General features: G+C 23.3%; 14 protein-coding genes. 3 read left to right on the top strand and 11 right to left on the bottom strand.

Annotated elements, in window-relative coordinates:
• The first annotated feature begins 149 nt into the window (after positions 1 to 149).
• On the top strand, positions 150 to 1,124 hold the full coding sequence (locus EXC57_RS02985; RefSeq protein ID WP_129692495.1) for an IS30 family transposase: 975 nt from the start codon (positions 150 to 152) through the stop codon (positions 1,122 to 1,124).
• A 112-nt stretch (positions 1,125 to 1,236) separates the two neighbouring features.
• Here the strand turns inward: EXC57_RS02985 and EXC57_RS02990 are convergent, their stop codons facing one another.
• The 5 genes from EXC57_RS02990 to EXC57_RS03010 form a co-directional block, all read right to left on the bottom strand.
• Complete coding sequence (locus tag EXC57_RS02990) at positions 1,237 to 4,134, bottom strand: P116 family lipid acquisition surface protein (protein WP_129692620.1); 2,898 nt, start codon at positions 4,132 to 4,134, stop codon at positions 1,237 to 1,239.
• A gap of 72 nt (positions 4,135 to 4,206) precedes the next feature.
• Complete coding sequence (locus EXC57_RS02995) at positions 4,207 to 5,304, bottom strand: adenylosuccinate synthetase (protein WP_004024582.1); 1,098 nt, start codon at positions 5,302 to 5,304, stop codon at positions 4,207 to 4,209.
• 332 nt (positions 5,305 to 5,636) lie between these two features.
• On the bottom strand, positions 5,637 to 5,912 hold the full coding sequence (locus tag EXC57_RS03000; protein ID WP_004024581.1) for a hypothetical protein: 276 nt from the start codon (positions 5,910 to 5,912) through the stop codon (positions 5,637 to 5,639).
• A gap of 5 nt (positions 5,913 to 5,917) precedes the next feature.
• A complete protein-coding gene (locus EXC57_RS03005; RefSeq protein WP_004024580.1) occupies positions 5,918 to 7,261 on the bottom strand; it encodes a leucyl aminopeptidase in 1,344 nt (447 codons plus the stop codon).
• A 121-nt stretch (positions 7,262 to 7,382) separates the two neighbouring features.
• On the bottom strand, positions 7,383 to 7,610 hold the full coding sequence (locus EXC57_RS03010; RefSeq protein ID WP_036451878.1) for a hypothetical protein: 228 nt from the start codon (positions 7,608 to 7,610) through the stop codon (positions 7,383 to 7,385).
• Between the two features lie 204 nt (positions 7,611 to 7,814).
• Here EXC57_RS03010 and EXC57_RS03015 point away from each other — a divergent pair, with 204 nt between their 5' ends.
• Together EXC57_RS03015 and purB are read left to right on the top strand one after the other, a co-directional pair.
• A complete protein-coding gene (locus EXC57_RS03015; RefSeq protein WP_004024578.1) occupies positions 7,815 to 9,098 on the top strand; it encodes an adenylosuccinate synthase in 1,284 nt (427 codons plus the stop codon).
• The gene (gene purB / locus EXC57_RS03020) at positions 9,091 to 10,392 is read left to right on the top strand and encodes an adenylosuccinate lyase (RefSeq protein ID WP_004024577.1); all 1,302 of its coding nucleotides are present in this window, start codon (positions 9,091 to 9,093) and stop codon (positions 10,390 to 10,392) included. Before EXC57_RS03015 ends, purB begins: the two co-directional genes overlap by 8 nt.
• Positions 10,393 to 10,589: 197 nt before the next feature.
• On the opposite strand, the gene EXC57_RS03025 is transcribed toward purB, so the two are convergent.
• The 6 genes from EXC57_RS03025 to EXC57_RS03050 form a co-directional block, all read right to left on the bottom strand.
• A complete protein-coding gene (locus EXC57_RS03025) occupies positions 10,590 to 12,092 on the bottom strand; it encodes a histidine phosphatase family protein (protein ID WP_004024576.1) in 1,503 nt (500 codons plus the stop codon).
• A gap of 15 nt (positions 12,093 to 12,107) precedes the next feature.
• Positions 12,108 to 13,796 (bottom strand): glycosyltransferase family 2 protein, encoded by a 1,689-nt coding sequence (locus tag EXC57_RS03030; protein WP_004024575.1) that lies wholly within the window; start codon positions 13,794 to 13,796, stop codon positions 12,108 to 12,110.
• Positions 13,789 to 14,553, bottom strand: coding sequence for a sugar phosphate nucleotidyltransferase (locus EXC57_RS03035; RefSeq protein WP_004024574.1), 765 nt, complete (start codon positions 14,551 to 14,553; stop codon positions 13,789 to 13,791). The genes EXC57_RS03030 and EXC57_RS03035 overlap by 8 nt, the downstream gene beginning before the upstream one ends.
• Positions 14,554 to 14,788: 235 nt before the next feature.
• Positions 14,789 to 15,763: an IS30 family transposase gene (locus EXC57_RS03040; RefSeq protein ID WP_129692495.1), complete on the bottom strand. Its 975-nt coding sequence runs from the start codon at positions 15,761 to 15,763 to the stop codon at positions 14,789 to 14,791.
• A gap of 177 nt (positions 15,764 to 15,940) precedes the next feature.
• Positions 15,941 to 16,750: an ABC transporter ATP-binding protein gene (locus EXC57_RS03045; protein WP_129692621.1), complete on the bottom strand. Its 810-nt coding sequence runs from the start codon at positions 16,748 to 16,750 to the stop codon at positions 15,941 to 15,943.
• Between the two features lie 6 nt (positions 16,751 to 16,756).
• Positions 16,757 to 17,620 (bottom strand): ABC transporter permease, encoded by an 864-nt coding sequence (locus EXC57_RS03050; protein WP_129692622.1) that lies wholly within the window; start codon positions 17,618 to 17,620, stop codon positions 16,757 to 16,759.
• Between the last annotated feature and the right edge of the window lie 89 nt (positions 17,621 to 17,709).

Consider the following 17,709-nt stretch of genomic DNA (forward strand, 5'->3'; position numbering starts at 1 on the left):
ATATCACAATAAAATAAAAAACCAAACCAGGTTTTGGTTTGATTGCTCGATTGACATGTGAAGTGCAACACTCAAAAAAGAGTGTGCACTTCATTTGTTTTGTTTGTAAGTGTTCACTAATAAAAAGATAATGAATATTAGGAGTGCTTATGAAAACTTATAAACATTTAACAAAAGAAGAAAGATGCTTAATTTATTTTCTTTGAAATAAAGAAAAATATTCTATGAATAAGATTGCAAAAATCTTAAATAAAAACAAATCAACAATATCAAGAGAATTAAAAAGAAACACATCTTCAACAGGGATTTATTATTCATCAACTGCTCACAAAAAATACATTAGAAGAAAATCAAATTGTCATATGTTTTTTATGTTGAAGTACAAAAACTTCACAGATCTTTTTATTCAAAAATTTAATCCTAAATCTCATGGTGTAGAAGCTACAATTTTTTGAATAAAAGAAAACTATCCGTTAGTTAAAGTTCCAAGTGCTAGGCAAGTATTTAGATGAATCAATAGCAAGATTTGAAAGATACAAAGAAGAGATTGTTTAAGAAGAAAATATGTTAAAGGAAAAAGAAGAAAAATAGGTATATTTTCTAAAATTGATGGAAAATACTGCATTCCTTATAGTCTAAGACCAGAAAAGATAAACAATAGAAAAGAATTTGGACATTGAGAAGCTGATCTAATAGTTAGTAAAAGGCAAAGTGGTTATTACCACTTATTGACATTAGTGGAAAGAAAAACAAGGTTGGCAATTATTAGAAAAATAAAAGGGAAGAACGCTAGATCAATGATGGCTAAAATGTATACCATTATTCGAGATGAAAAACTCCCAATAAAAAGCATCACTGTTGATAATGGGTTAGAGTTTCAAATGATGGGAATAACTGCAAAACAATTCAACTTTAAAGTTTATTATTGCCAACCTTATTCTTCATTCCAAAGAGGGTCCAACGAGAACATAAATGGGATAGTTAGAAGATGATATAAAAAAGGAACTGACTTCAGTTTAGTAAGTGAAGATAAAATAAAAACTCTTGAATGAAAAGTAAACAACATCCCAAGAAAAATGTTTGGTTATAAAACAGCTTACCAAATGTATCAAGAAAATATTTAAAACAAAAAAACTCTCAACTTATATTTCAAAGTCGAGAGTTTAATGTAACATTGAAGTGTTGCACTTCACATGTCAGTTAGGGAAAAAACCAAACCAGGTTTTGGTTTGATTTTTATAATAATGTGTTAAATAATGGAAACTTAACTTTTCCATAATGGAAATATCTTATCTTTCCAAGAAGTTTATATGGAAGATAAACATCAGCTACTCCATCAACTGATAAACTTGTTCTAGATAAAGTGAAATGGTTTGATCAAGTAGAACCGTTTTTAATATTAAAAGGAAGATAAACATTATTTGAGAAATTTGAAATATTCAAATATATAACTAAATCCAATGTAGTTGGAATATTAGAACCCAAACTTTTAGCTCTAAAAGGAACTCTAAGTTTTATTCCTTTTTGGATTGAACCACCATTTATTGTATCAGTACCAATGTTTGATGAATTTAAAGCATTATAAGAAAATATTAAATCATTATTTTTTAATTTTAGTGTTTCATATCCTTGTATTAATGTTTTGTTTATTTCTAGATCATTATTATTTTTTTCAAAGAAACTATCAATATTTAATTCTTCATTTTTATAATTTGATTCCAAATTAAAATAAGATGAAATAGTGTTAAATGTATTGATATCAAAATTAGTGTTGTATGTTAGATTATAATCACTCATATATAAAGTATCATTATAATCAAAATTAGTTAATGGCTTATTTTCACTTGTTGACTTAATCATTCCAGATGCTGAATAAACTTTAGATAAAATTGTTATTATTGATGAAGCAATTTCATTTCAAACATTAAAGTTATGTTCACCTAAAATTTTATTTTCTAATTCAGTTTTAATTTTTTTATACATCGATGGAGCATTCAAATTAATTTTGATTATAAATGGAAGCTGAATTACAAAAAATCAATCACCATTTGTATTTTTTGTTGGATTTAATCAAACCTTTTGATTTGTATTACTATAAGAGAAAGAAATTTTGTCATTAACACCTAATGTTAAACTATCTGGTATTTGGCCCAAAATATCATTAATATCACTATGTGATTGATCGTTTTTAAAAATATATCATTCATTACCAACATCATTATTTGTTAATAAACCAACTTTACCAATCAAAGGAATATCAACTGCAGTATTTGCAACTTGATTATCAATCGCTTCTGTATCAATGCCTAAACTTTTCAAATTAATTTCTTTAGGAAATAATTTTTTTATTGTACTTAAATCAATAGTTACTTCTTTATTAAAAACATATTCATAATCATATTGATAAGTCACCTTTTGGTTTTCTTTATCGTAACTGAATTCTTTAAAATTTTTTTGAATAGTAGTATTAGTTAAAATTCCTGTAGTTAAAGTTTTAAATGTTTGATTAAATAATACTAATAAATTTTCTTCTGTAAATTCTTTATTAGATGAAATAATAATTTTTAATAATGCATCAATTGTAGGATTGTTACCAATAATTCCACTTAACAAACTAATTATTTTATCAATATTTTCAACTACTATTTTTAATAATGGTTTGTTAATATCATCAGTTGAAACAATACTTACAATTAAATCTATAATTCCATGAAATTGAACACCAACTGCATTTTTTATTAATGTCACAAATTCATTATCTTTTAAAACTGTTTTAAGAATATCAAATAGAGTTCCATTATCTAATAAAGAATCAATAATTTTATTAATAAAATTTAAATTAGCAACTCCAAAGCTTTTTAATAATGATTTAATTTCTTCTTTTAGTTTTTCTTTTTCCTCTTGTGACATGTTTGGATCAAATTTCAATAATAAAGAACTAATTAAATTAACTACAAAAGGATCTTTACTAATTAAACTTGTTATTAAATTAGTAAGTATTTTATTATTTTTAGAAATAACAGTTATTACCGGTTCATTATTTGTAATTAACTGTTGAATTAAATTGTATGTTTCTTCACCTTGTGGCAAGACATTATAGTATTGTAGTATTTTTGTAACACTTGGCATTATTTTATTGATCAACATACCACCATTTTCATTAGCGCCAATAGATGTAAACAAAATGTCTGCTATTTTAACAAATTCCATATAAAGTTCTTGATTTGACAAAAAACCGCTTTCAATGCTATTTTGTAAATCTTGATATGTTAAATCATTAAAATAAGATTTAACTTGTTCATGTTCTAAAGCATTATTATAATCTAGTGCATCTGTTAAGTATGTATATTCAATTAAAAATAAGTTAGAAAATGTATTTTTTGTAAAAGAAAAATTATTATATGAAAATTCTATTTTTCCATTATTTAAATTTTCTTTAGTTAAATTTTGATTATATGATTCACTTTTAGTTAAAGTAAAATCAACATTATCAAAAGATACACCTAAAAAATATCTATTATTGTTTGTGTTAATAACAAAATTTGGTTGTTTATTATTGACGTTGATATCTAAAATTAAATAATCATATGCATTCAGTTCAATAGAATTGTTTTCAAAATTAAATACTTGTTTATCATATCTATTATTTTCAATTTTTAAACTAATAGATAAATTAAAAGTTATATTATTTTGTTCATCTTTATTCATTTCAATAATTGTATCTTTATTGTAATAAAAAGAGAAAATTCCACGATTTAAAACATAAGTTTTATATAAAAAAGAATACACATCTTTTAAAAGCATTTCTTTTGATAATTTTGAATAAAATTCTTCTTTATCAAAAGAATTTATTAAAAATTCATTAATACTTCTATAAACTTCTTGATCTGATTCTTTATTAACACTAATAACCTTTAATTCATCACTTGCATTAATAGAATTTTTTATTTCAGGTTCTACATAACTTTTTTTAATAATATTAGAAGAGCCATCACCAATGTTTCAATCACCATCATCACCAAGACTTGGACCACTATTTGAATTATCACTAAAACATGATGCTAGTGGAACACTAACTAATGAAACAGCAAAGAATGCACTAAAAAATTTTAAAAATTTATTTCTTTTATTCATAACAAACCAAACAATATTTTATTTATTATAATATTTTTTGGTTTTAAAGTGAAATAAAAAAATTGTAGTTTCCTACAATTTAATTTCTAAATAGTTTAATGTAACAATGATTTCATCTACATCAATTAATTTCTTAAGTTCTGAAATGAAATATAACATTTCAAATGGAACATCTTCTGGGTTTTCTAAATTACATGATTGTTGTCTTCAACCTCTAAATCTTGTATACAATGGTACAACACTATCACATTCACTTATTGTTTGCATTGACTTTGTTCTTTGCATATTGAAACCATATTCTGTACAAACTTTTATTTCTTCTAATAAATCATATTTAAATATTTCATCTAATTTAATAGTTTTAATATTTAATTGTTTAACCAATGCTTTTATTTTAACAATATCAATTCATCCTATATTTTCACTAATTTTAGTTTCAAATATATGTGATTTTTCATATTCACTCATTCTAGCTATAGTTTTATCACTTCTGTCAAGACAAGAAATAACACCAACATTAGAAGAACAAATATTTAAAAGTTTTTCATTAATTTTATTATCTAATATATTGCAAACAAGGTTTTTATCATTGTAATTTTGTTCAATAAAAATACTTATGGATGTGATTAAATTAAATTTAATTTCATGATAGAAATGAATTAATTTATCAAATTCTTCAGATAAATTAAAATTAAATTCATTAAATCTTTCAATTACTATTTTCTTCAAATATAAAGAGTTATCTAATATTTTTAAAAGATAATCTGAGTTTTCAAAATATTTTACTTTAATTCCAATATCTAAATTCATATCAGATCTTACTATGTCATCAGATTTCATATTAGAAAAAATTTCAAGTTCTTTTAATAAATCATAATATTCATGATGAAATCAAGATTTTATAAATGCTTCTTTAGATATTAATAAATTATTGAAATAATGTGGTTCGTTATTTAATTGATTTTTTATTCACAATAGTTTATCTACATCTAATATAGCGTCATCTGAAATAATAATTTTTCTATTTTTTTTTAATAATCTAATAACTTCTAACTCTGGAATTTTTGTAAAATCTTTTATTAAAAATAATGTCTCAGTATCAACATCATTTAAAACATCAAACTCTTTTAAGTTATCATTATTTAATTTATAAACAATTTTTTTAGACATATAACATTCCATAATTATTTTCAATACGCAATTAAATTATACAATTTAATTTTTGGTGATTCAACATTAGGAATACAAATTATTGTCTAAAAATCAAAATTATATATTATAATAAAAGATTTAAATATTTTTATTGTATTTATAATTTAATTCAGCTAAATAGATCATTTATTTTTGTTAATTAAACTTTTTTGTTTTTTGAATAAATAGCTTATTAATAATCATTTTTTTAAAACAGAAATTATGAATTTATTTTAGTTACTAGCATAATAATGTAATTGTATAAACAAAAATAAAACACCCATAAGGGGTGTTTTTAAAATAAATATAAATTATAAAAGAGTAGTTGTTTTTAAAAAAAGTTTAAAAACTTCTTTTGATTCTATATTTTCTTTTACTTGGTTTTTACTGCTTTTTTTATTAATAACCTTAATTGCTTCATTAATAGCAAATCCAGCACCAATAATAGTACCGCACATAAAAAGTCCACTTACAGTTAAAACAATAAATTGTTTGTTTTTTATGTTTTTAGGTTTTTTGTAACTTATTCCCACATTAGCTTTATTTATTTGTGAGGAAAGATTATTTAAATTTTTTTTGTTGTCCATAAATATTATTTTTGATTTTTAGCAAAATTATATAATGTTTTAACCATTACACCTTGACCTTGGTTATTTACATCTGCTGTAATAGCAACATCTAAATGAATGTAATTTTTTCCATGAGTAAATTCTTTTAAAAAACATGCTGCTCTAGAACTTCCACCTCTTCTATCATCACATGAGTTTTTCATGTCAGCAATATCTGAGTCAAGCATTCTTAAAAAGTTTTCATGTAAAGGCATTCTTCAAACATATTCACCAGAATCATAAGCAACTTTTTCAAACTCTCTTCAATCACTATCATGAGAAGTTCAAACTCCAGAATAAACATCACCTAATGAGAATATCATTGCTCCAGTTAATGTTGCAATATCTACAAGTTTAGTTACATTTAAAACACTTGCAGCATAAGATAACCCATCAGCTAATACCAATCTACCTTCTGCATCAGTATTGTCAATTTCAACAGTTTTACCACTATGCGAAATAATAACATCATCAGGTCTTACAGAAGTTGGACTAACTAAGTTTTCAGTTAAACATGCTATCCCTACAACATTTGTTTTAATATTATTTTTAGCTAGAGCATAAACTGTTGCCATAACAGCTGCTGCACCTGACATATCAAATTTCATTCATCTCATAAATGAACCAGTTTTAATATTCATTCCACCAGAATCAAAAGTAATACCTTTTCCAACATAACCATAGTATTCATTAGAACTAGGATTATTTTTGTATTCAATATACATAAATCTAGGTTCTCTTAAACTACCAGCATTTACAGCAAGTAATAATCCCATATTTTGATCTTGAATTTGTTTTTTATTCATTTCAACAATATTAACTTTGTAACTTACATCATTAAACAACTCTCTAACTCTTCTACAAAATTCTGCTGGATATAAGATATTACTTGGCATATCTTGTAAAGCTCTACAAAAGAATTGTGCATCCTTAACAACACATGCTTCTTTTAACTGATCATTATACATTGGATCTAAAATTAAGTTAATTTCAAAAATTTCTTCTTTTGATGTTTTTAAATTAAATGGTTTTTTTTCATAAAAAGTACAAGCTAAAACTAAAGAGAAAATTAAATCTGATTTAGTTTTTTGATCATCAAAGTAGTTAATGAAACTATTAAGATCATAATTGATGTTTGCTTTGTTTTTTTCTGCAAATCTTTTAACATAGTCTGCAACTCTTGGTAAATCCAAGTTGTCTTTATCAATTACAAACATTATTGTTTCTTTTTCTGTTTTAGTTTCATAAACTTTTTTATCAGCAACTCTTGAGTCATTTTTATCAACTGCTATGAATGTTTTAAAATCATTTTGTTTATTAATTGTCATATTATACTCCTTTAAAATTATTGAGACTTTTAATAGTAATTATTATACTATTTTGAATATTAAAAAATTAAAAAAGTGGTATGCACCACTTTATGTTTTACGTAATAAATTGTTATTGCTTTTAATTTCTTGGTCTTGGCGACAATAATTGTCCACCCATCACAAAGTTAATAATAAGTATTACAGCACAAACTATACTTATGAACGGGATTAAACCAAGTAATACAATAATTTTTTCTACTCCACTACATCTAACAGTTAAAAGGTACAAAATAGAACCAATTATGTTAAGAACTGGGATAAACATTAGAATGATAAATATCAGTCTCTTAGTTTGGTTTGATGTCATTGTATTTCCTTTCATTTAACTTATCTTATTGATTATATCAAAATATTTAATTTATTTTTTTATATTTTAAAAAGCGAAAAATATTATTTTTTTTTTTTTTTTTACACTTTTTATTTAAATAGCAAACTTTTTATAATATTTATTTTTTTACAAAAATTAGTTATACAATTATGTTTTGGAAATATTTATTTATAGGTGAAATATATGAACAAAAACTTACTTGGAATTATTGGGACCCAATATGGAGATGAAGGTAAAGGAAAGTTTGTAGATACACTTTCACAAGAATATCAAATTATTGTTAGGTACCAAGGCGGAGATAATGCTGGTCATACAATAAAGTTTAATGATAATAAATTTAAATTAAGATTAATACCATCAGGTATCTTTAATCCCAACAACACAGTAGTAATTGGTAATGGTGTTGTTGTTAACCCTAAAACACTAGTTGAAGAAATTAAATATTTAAATGATGCAAACATTGATACAAGTAAATTATTAATTTCTGATAGAGCTCATGTAATATTTGATTTTCATGTAGCTTTAGATACATTGAACGAAGAAAACAAACAAGATAATAAAATAGGTACAACTAAAAGAGGAATAGGGCCATGTTATACAGATAAGGTTGCAAGAATTGGAATTAGAATGTGCGATTTATTTGACCTTAATACTCTTGAAAATAAATTAGAAGAAAACTTAAAAGAAAAAAACATTTTGTTTAAATACTATAACAAACAAACATATGATTATAAATTAGTTGCAAAAGAATATTATGAATTAGCAAAACAATTTAAAGATAAAGTAATTGATACTGTTACATTTTTAAATAAGCAAATAAAACAAAATAAAAAAATATTGTTTGAAGGTGCTCAAGGAGTATTACTTGATATTGATCACGGTACTTATCCATTTGTAACATCATCTAGTATTGTGTCTGCTATGGCTAGTGGATCTGGTATTGGGATGACATCAATAAAAAACATTTTAGGTATTGTTAAAGCTTATACATCAAGAGTTGGAAGTGGTCCTTTTGTTAGTGAAATAAAAGATGATTTAGCAGAAAAAATAAGAATAAAAGGAAATGAATTTGGAACAGTAACTAAAAGACCAAGAAGAATTGGATGACTTGATATAGTTTCATTAAATTATTCATTGAATGTTGCTGGAATAACAGAACTTGCAATCACATTGATAGATGTTTTAAGTGGACTAGAAAAAATAAAAATATGTGTTGCATATGAATACAATAATGAAATCATTGATTATCTTTTACCAGACAATAATAGATATGGGGAATGCAAACCAGTATATATTGAAATTGATGGATGAAATGAAGATATTACAAATTGCAAATCAATAAGTGATCTACCAGAAAACTGTAAAAAATATTTACTTTTAATTGAAAAATTAACTAATAGAAAAATAGCATATGTTTCAGTTGGACCAGATAGAAACCAAACAATAAGAGTTACTCAAAATGATTAATAGATACAAAAATAAAGAAATCGAATATATTTTTTCTGATGAAAATAAATTTAGTAATTGGCTAAAAATTGAATTATTAGTATTGGAATATTATGCAAAATCTGGATTAATAAGAAAAGATGAATTGGATAAAATCAAAGATAGTATTCATATTAATATAAATGAAATTTATGAAATAGAAAAAATTACAAAACATGATGTAATAGCTTTTGTTGAACACATTAGTAATCAAGTTAATGATGAATCAAAAAAATGAATTCATTATGGATTAACTTCAACAGATATTGTAGACACTGGTAATGCAATAGCAATAAAGCAAGTTAACAAAATTATTTTAGATAGATTAAATAGATTGATGAAAGCAATTAAAAAGATTGCTATACAACACAAAATGACTGTTGAAATCGGAAGAACTCATGGTGTTCATGCTGAAATTACAACCTTTGGATTAAAAGCTGCATTATGATATGACGAATTAAATAGACATAAGAATCATTTAATTCTAGCTTTTAAAGAGATAGAAATAGGAAAAATTAGTGGTGCTGTTGGAACACATGCAAACACAGGTATTAAAATGCAAGATTATGTTTGTAAAAAATTAAATATAGGTTCAGCTAAAATATCTACACAAATTCTTTCAAGAGACATTCATGCATTTTATTTTTCAACAATTAATTTACTTGGATTAACAATTAATAAAATAGCTTGTGAACTAAGACATTTAGCTAGAACAGAAATTTTTGAGGTTAGTGAATTTTTTGAAAAAAATCAAAAAGGTTCATCAGCTATGCCACATAAAAAAAATCCTATAACTTTAGAAAATATTTGTGGTCTTTCAAGATTATTAAATGGTTATAGTTTAACAATCAATGAAAATGTTTCGCTATGAAATGAAAGAGATATATCTCATTCTTCAAATGAAAGAGTGATATTTTTAGATGCAACAACAATAATTGTTAATATCTTAGAAAAACTAACAAAAACTATCTCTACATTAATTATTAATAAAAAGAAAATGTTAGAAAATATAAAAATTAGTAAAAATGTCATTTTTTCACAAACATTATTATTGGCTTTAATCAAATGCAATGAATTATCAAGAAAAGAAAATTATGAGTTAGTACAATCATTAGCATTTAAAGCATTTGAAGAAAATAGAGATTTTAAAGATGTAGTGTTAGAAAATCAAAAAATAACAAGTTACCTTTCAAAACAAGAAATAATAAATATTTTTGATTTTAATTACCATTTAAAATATGTTGATAAAATTTTTGAGAAGGTGTTTAAAAAATAAACTTTAACCTTTGTTAAAACCAAAAATAAAAACGATAGTGTTTTATTATTTGATAATCTATATGATTATCAATTAAATGTTTACACTATCATTTTTTGTTGTTGAAAAATAAGATTTTGATTGGTTATATTTTTAAATTAAATATGAAACTAACTAAGTTTACAAATTAATAAATATTTATAATTATTAAATTAAAATTATGTAATAAATTTAGATAGTTTTTCTATTGCAATAGATAACATCACTAGCTGATGCCTATAGTTTTCTTTGTGTAGAGGAATCATTGATAAAAATAAAAGCGATTCAACTAAATACACTTTTTTCAATGTCTCTTCTGATGAAATCATTTTTTCAAAAAAAGTTCTAAATAATTCTTCATTATCATTTTTCTTTAAACAATAATATATTTGGTTTTTATCAGTTACATTTAAATAGAATAAATTATTTATGATGCTATCATAACCGCTTATAGAATGAGATATTTTTGCAAGTTCATATATCTGGTCACCATATATTCCTTTTTCACCAAAAGAACCTCTTGGATCAATCAAATACATTTTATTATCATTGAATATTATATTGTTAAAACATAAATCTCCATGTATTATACAAAACATTTCTTTTGAATTAAGCAAATTATATCCATTAAAAACATCTAATAATTTTTCCATATATGTTTTTATTGAATAATACTCTTTATTGTTAATTATTATTTTGTTGTTATAGAAAAAATTTAAATTATGATCATCTTTAATGCTGTTCACTCTATCAATAGTTTTTAAATAATAAATATTATAGAGAAGTTTATTTTTTTCATTATCATCAATTTCTTTATTATATTCTTTTGTTTTTTTCAAGAAAGAATCTATATGTTTAAAAAATATACAGGCTTCTTTCTTAGTTAATTTTTCATTAATGAAAAATTGTTCAAAAGATTTTTTATTAATATATTCCATTCTTATATATGAAAAGTCTTTATCATTATTAATAGTACTAATTCTATAATCATAAATTTTTGGAACAAAATCTTTTAACTCATTTGGTATACTAACCATTCAATTAATTTCGTCATTAAACTTTTCTAAGTAAGCTGATTTTTTGGTAATTTTATTACCTTTAACTATTAAAGTGTTAAAGTGCCTAGATATAATATCATTATTTATAATAAATTTTTTGTATTCACCATTCTTTGGTGTCATTTTAATTGCTTCATTATTTTTTACTTCATTTGAAAAAAAGTAATTAAACAATCTTATAACTCATGAATGAGTAACAATTAAAATTTTTTTAGCTTTTATTTTTTCTATATCTTTTATGAAAGGTAAAACCCTATCAAAGAACATGTCATAAATTTTTTCTACATTTTTATTTAGATCTGTATTTAATTCAAAATCAGCTAATTTAATTTTGTCATCATTATTACAATTTAAACCTTCTAATTCTCCAAAATTTCTTTCAATTAATCTATTGTCTATTACTAATTTTGAATTTGTATTTTTAGAAATCTGTTTAGATGTAACCAAACATCTTTTTAATGGGGAAGTAAAAATATAATCAAAATTTATTTTCGATAATTCTTTTACAACTTTTTCATTTTGGATTTTCCCTTCAATAGATAAACCAATATCAGATTTCGAACCACATCATTTGTTATTCAAATTGCATTCTGTTTTACAATGTCTTAAAACATATATTTCCATAATTTATAGTCCTTGTTATATTATTTCTTTACATTCAATAAAACTGTTTCTATTAAAATTTGAGTTATAAGGAATGAAGTTTATGTATCATAAAACCAAATATGAAAAAACTCCCATTCATACCACACCAAAATATAAATTGAAAAAAATAATCAACCATTTGTACATTGATCAATTAAGCAAAATAAAAAAACATACATTAAAAATTGTTATTGTTATAGACAATATTAAAAATGAAATTCATCATTTTATAGTTTTGCTTTTAGACTTAAAAAACCTGGAGTTACCACTTCCACCAAATTGGGAATATTTTCCTAAAAATAAAGATCTGAACCAATGTATTGTTATTTTTATATTTGCTGCAAGAAATCAAAGAACAAAGATAAATGGAAATAAAATATAATCTCAAAAATTGTAATTTATTTTTCCAATTAAAATTGAATTTAGTAATAGTGTAATTAACCCAAAACCAAATCCTGTTCCTAATGATATCCAAAACAAAACATTATTTTTAAAAGCATAATTATAGTAGTTTGAAATTAATCAAATTACTAAACCTAATAACCCAATTGAAGAAAAAATAATTATTGGCCTAAATAAAACACCTATATAGTTTTTATATCAATTCACAAATCTTTCATTAAAATTGTTTATTATTTTTTTATTATTTATTTTTCACCATCTTACCCTTCAATCTTCAATTCTCATTATTCTATTAAAATGCACTAAAACATTGACATCTGGTTCAAAATAGCAAGGAGCATTAGGCAACATAATACCAAAATTTCCTTCCTCAACCATTCTTGCCTCCAAATATCAATCCTCTAAATTAACATTTTCAAATTTACCATTCTTATAGCAAAGAATTAAAGATTTTTTTGATATTAAGCAAGATTGCCCAGCTAAAGGGGAAACATTAGCTAAATTAAAATTTTTTGTAAATAAACTTCAATAAAAAGCTGTAGTTTCTATAATCCTTGTTGTATTAGGATATATTCCTTTTGATCTATAGTTAATATTTAATGGCGTTACATATGCTAAATTTTTTATTTTATTTGAATAAAATATTTTTATTGCATATTCAACAAAGTTTTTATGGAAAACTTCATCAGCATCACCAATTAAAAGATAATCAAAATCATCTTTATAAAAATTTAAAAATTGATTAAGGTTATCTGCTTTGTTCACAGATGGTTTTGGCAATTGGAATAAATTGATATTATTATCTTTACAAAATTTTTCTATTTTATTTTTTCACTCTTGATTACTAGATCCATCTGAAACTCAAATTTCAAAATTTTTATACGATTGATTTTTATTCTGCAAAACTCTAGATTCAATAAGATCATTATGGCATGTGTATATGTATAAAACTTTTGGAAGAATTTCAGGCAATTTTGTAGCATTGATTATCTCCATACATTCATTGGAATAAACTTTTATACAATGCTTTTTTAAAAATATTTTATAAATTAAAAAACCAAAGCCAAAAATTGAAGTTATTAATCCAAAAAACAATACATTAGTTAATAAAACTGTTCAAGGATTATTTTTATCAATATATAAATAATCTGGAATTATATTGATAACATTAAAAGCATTTAAAATAAACAAAATTGATAATAGTAATGAGAAAAAAATAAAAAATATTTTTGTAACTATATTGAAAACATTGTTTAGATACCTAGCTCTTGAATTAAACATTTTTGTTCTCCAATAAAAAATTTTTATCCGCTTTTAATATTTCTTCAGGAGTGCCTAAAGGTAAAAAATTATCTACTGGAATTTCTTTGATAACAACTAGACCATTGTTTTTTATTAAATAGTTATAAATTGGTATAATGTATAACTCTTTTGCATTTTTGATTATTTGATTTTCAAATTCATTTACAATTGAACAAAATTTTTTAAAACTTTTAAAATAATATAAACCAATACTAGCATTATCACTAATTCTATTTTTTTCAGCTACTTCTATTACAATATTTGAGTTGTTGATAGTTTTTGCAAAACTTCAATGATTACCACTTGCTTTAGTAGTGTAAATAATTCCATCAAATCTTTGATCAATATCTTCTTGTTTTATAAATAACTCAGGATTAATAATAGATGTATCAATATTGAATATTAATATTGGTTCATCATTATTTTTAATATATTCATCACATTTAAGAACAGTATCTGCTTGACCTTTTGTAGGATGAGAAATATTTAATATTTTATAATTTTTTATTTTTTCATTTTTAGTGTTAAATGTATTTTCAATTATTTCTTTAATTTTATTTTCGTTTTCAATATTTCTAAAAACAAAGATAAATTCATGATTAAAAAAATCACCTAATGACTTAAGACTGTGTTCTAATAATGTAATCCCTTTAACTTTGATTAAATATTTTGGAATATTAATTCCATAGTTTAAAAATCTTGTTCCAAATCCCGCTGCTGTTATGATTACTTTCATTTTTGTTTCCTAATTGATAATTAAAGAATTACAAAATAAAATTTACCATATCAAAAAAAAAAAAAAAAAAGAGGTATTTTTCAAAAATTAATAAAAATTAATAATTAAATAACAAAATGTGAGCAACACCACTATGATGTGGTATTACTCACACCCTAACTGACATGTGAAGTGCAACACTTCAATGTTACATTAAACTCTCGACTTTGAAATATAAGTTGAGAGTTTTTTTGTTTTAAATATTTTCTTGATACATTTGGTAAGCTGTTTTATAACCAAACATTTTTCTTGGGATGTTGTTTACTTTTCATTCAAGAGTTTTTATTTTATCTTCACTTACTAAACTGAAGTCAGTTCCTTTTTTATATCATCTTCTAACTATCCCATTTATGTTCTCGTTGGACCCTCTTTGGAATGAAGAATAAGGTTGGCAATAATAAACTTTAAAGTTGAATTGTTTTGCAGTTATTCCCATCATTTGAAACTCTAACCCATTATCAACAGTGATGCTTTTTATTGGGAGTTTTTCATCTCGAATAATGGTATACATTTTAGCCATCATTGATCTAGCGTTCTTCCCTTTTATTTTTCTAATAATTGCCAACCTTGTTTTTCTTTCCACTAATGTCAATAAGTGGTAATAACCACTTTGCCTTTTACTAACTATTAGATCAGCTTCTCAATGTCCAAATTCTTTTCTATTGTTTATCTTTTCTGGTCTTAGACTATAAGGAATGCAGTATTTTCCATCAATTTTAGAAAATATACCTATTTTTCTTCTTTTTCCTTTAACATATTTTCTTCTTAAACAATCTCTTCTTTGTATCTTTCAAATCTTGCTATTGATTCATCTAAATACTTGCCTAGCACTTGGAACTTTAACTAACGGATAGTTTTCTTTTATTCAAAAAATTGTAGCTTCTACACCATGAGATTTAGGATTAAATTTTTGAATAAAAAGATCTGTGAAGTTTTTGTACTTCAACATAAAAAACATATGACAATTTGATTTTCTTCTAATGTATTTTTTGTGAGCAGTTGATGAATAATAAATCCCTGTTGAAGATGTGTTTCTTTTTAATTCTCTTGATATTGTTGATTTGTTTTTATTTAAGATTTTTGCAATCTTATTCATAGAATATTTTTCTTTATTTCAAAGAAAATAAATTAAGCATCTTTCTTCTTTTGTTAAATGTTTATAAGTTTTCATAAGCACTCCTAATATTCATTATCTTTTTATTAGTGAACACTTACAAACAAAACAAATGAAGTGCACACTCTTTTTTGAGTGTTGCACTTCACATGTCAATCGAGCATGTGAGCAACACCACTATGATGTGGTATTACTCACATTTATTTTTTAAAGAATAAATTAATACTTGATTTATTAATACTTTATATAATTAAACAAAAAGTTAGAAACTGTTTTAAATTTTTCTTCAATTGTTTTTTTATCAGTGTCTACAACTATTTTGTTATTTGTAATTAAAACAAATCTTTGTGCCATTTGATCTATTATATCTATATCATGACTAATCAAAACAATAGTGATATTGTTTTCTTTTGCATACTTTAAAATAAAGTTTTTGATTTCGTTTTTTATTGCTATATCAAGACCTGTAGTAAATTCATCCAAAAATAAAACTTTAGGTTTGTTCATCATAGCTATAAGAACATTTAGTCTTTGTTGTTGTCCACCTGAAAGTTTTGAAACCTTATAATTTAAAAATTCTGATAGTTGAAATGTATTTAACATTTCATTTAAAAATTCAGAACTTATATTATTTTTTGAAAGCATAATTTGAAAATCTATAAAGTCTTTAACTGTTAATCCTCTTGGAAAGGCAAGATCTTGGAATTGAACTCCTATATTTTCTTTACCATTATCTGATTTATAATGATATTTAATTGTTCCACTAGTTTGTTTTTTAATTTGCGATATTATCTCTACAAGAGTTGTTTTACCAGCACCATTAGGACCAATTAAAGCAATTATTTCATTTTCATAAATCTTTAAATTTATGTTTTCAAAAACTTTTTTTATTTTCTTTTTGCCTTGTTTATAAACTTTTGAAAGATCTTTAATTTCAATTAATATATTATTATTTGATTGATAATTTATAATTGATTCTAATTCTTTTTTATCTTTAATCTGTTTATCTAAATTAATTTTTTTTCAAAATTCTTTTAAAAACATATTTAATTACCTTCCAGTTCATTTAAAAAAGTGTATAGATAGTGTTTCAAAAACTCTTATTAATAAAAACGGAGCAAAAGCAAAAAGAATTTTTTGTCAAACATTATATAATGTTATTGCTTTATCACTAAAACCTGTAAAAATAAAATCATTTGTAAAATCAAATATTGAATTTGTTGAATGACTCACAGCTTTTAATGAGGCAATATTGAATATATTTGTTGCATAATTTAGTGGCGATAATAAAGAAATATATTTTATTGCTTCAACACCAGATATAACATCAACTGGTATAAATTGACCACTCAAAGTTAAAGTTAAAATAAATATTGCAAATCCTATTAGTTGTGATGAAAGTGATGTTTTTATAAATGTTGAAATAAACATTCCAAAACTAATACTAACCAATGAAAGCAATATAATTCCATAAGTTAAAGTACCTCAATTAATTGAACCAAGTCTACTAATATCACTAACTGAAAATAATGCAAACAATATTATTGTGATTATAGAAAACAAAATACTAGCAATAAAAAAATATATTATACATATTAAGTTATATTCAAATTTATTTATTCCACTTGTTTTTATTTTTCTTAGAAGAATAGAATTTTTAAATTCTATATTCATTGATGGTAATGTCACTATTGATAAAGGAATAATACTCATTGACAAATATGCTGGAAAACCATTTATAAAGTATCCAAGCTTATCTTTTGAATCGCTTGAGCTTCCTAAAACAAAATAGATTACCATAAAAATAAAAGGCAATACAATAGAAAATATTGGACCAATTTTTGTTTTTCAAAAATACTTATTAATTAATGAAAAGGTTGCTAATATCCTATATTTTTCTCACCTTTTTAACATATAATTTCCCTCCGATTAAACATATATATTTTAACTTAATTGATAAAACTACCAAATATCTGTAGATATATTTTTAAAAATTAAAAATT

Origin of the sequence: Malacoplasma iowae, from assembly GCF_900660615.1 — a bacterium.
Lineage (GTDB): Bacteria > Bacillota_I > Bacilli_A > Mycoplasmatales > Mycoplasmoidaceae > Malacoplasma > Malacoplasma iowae.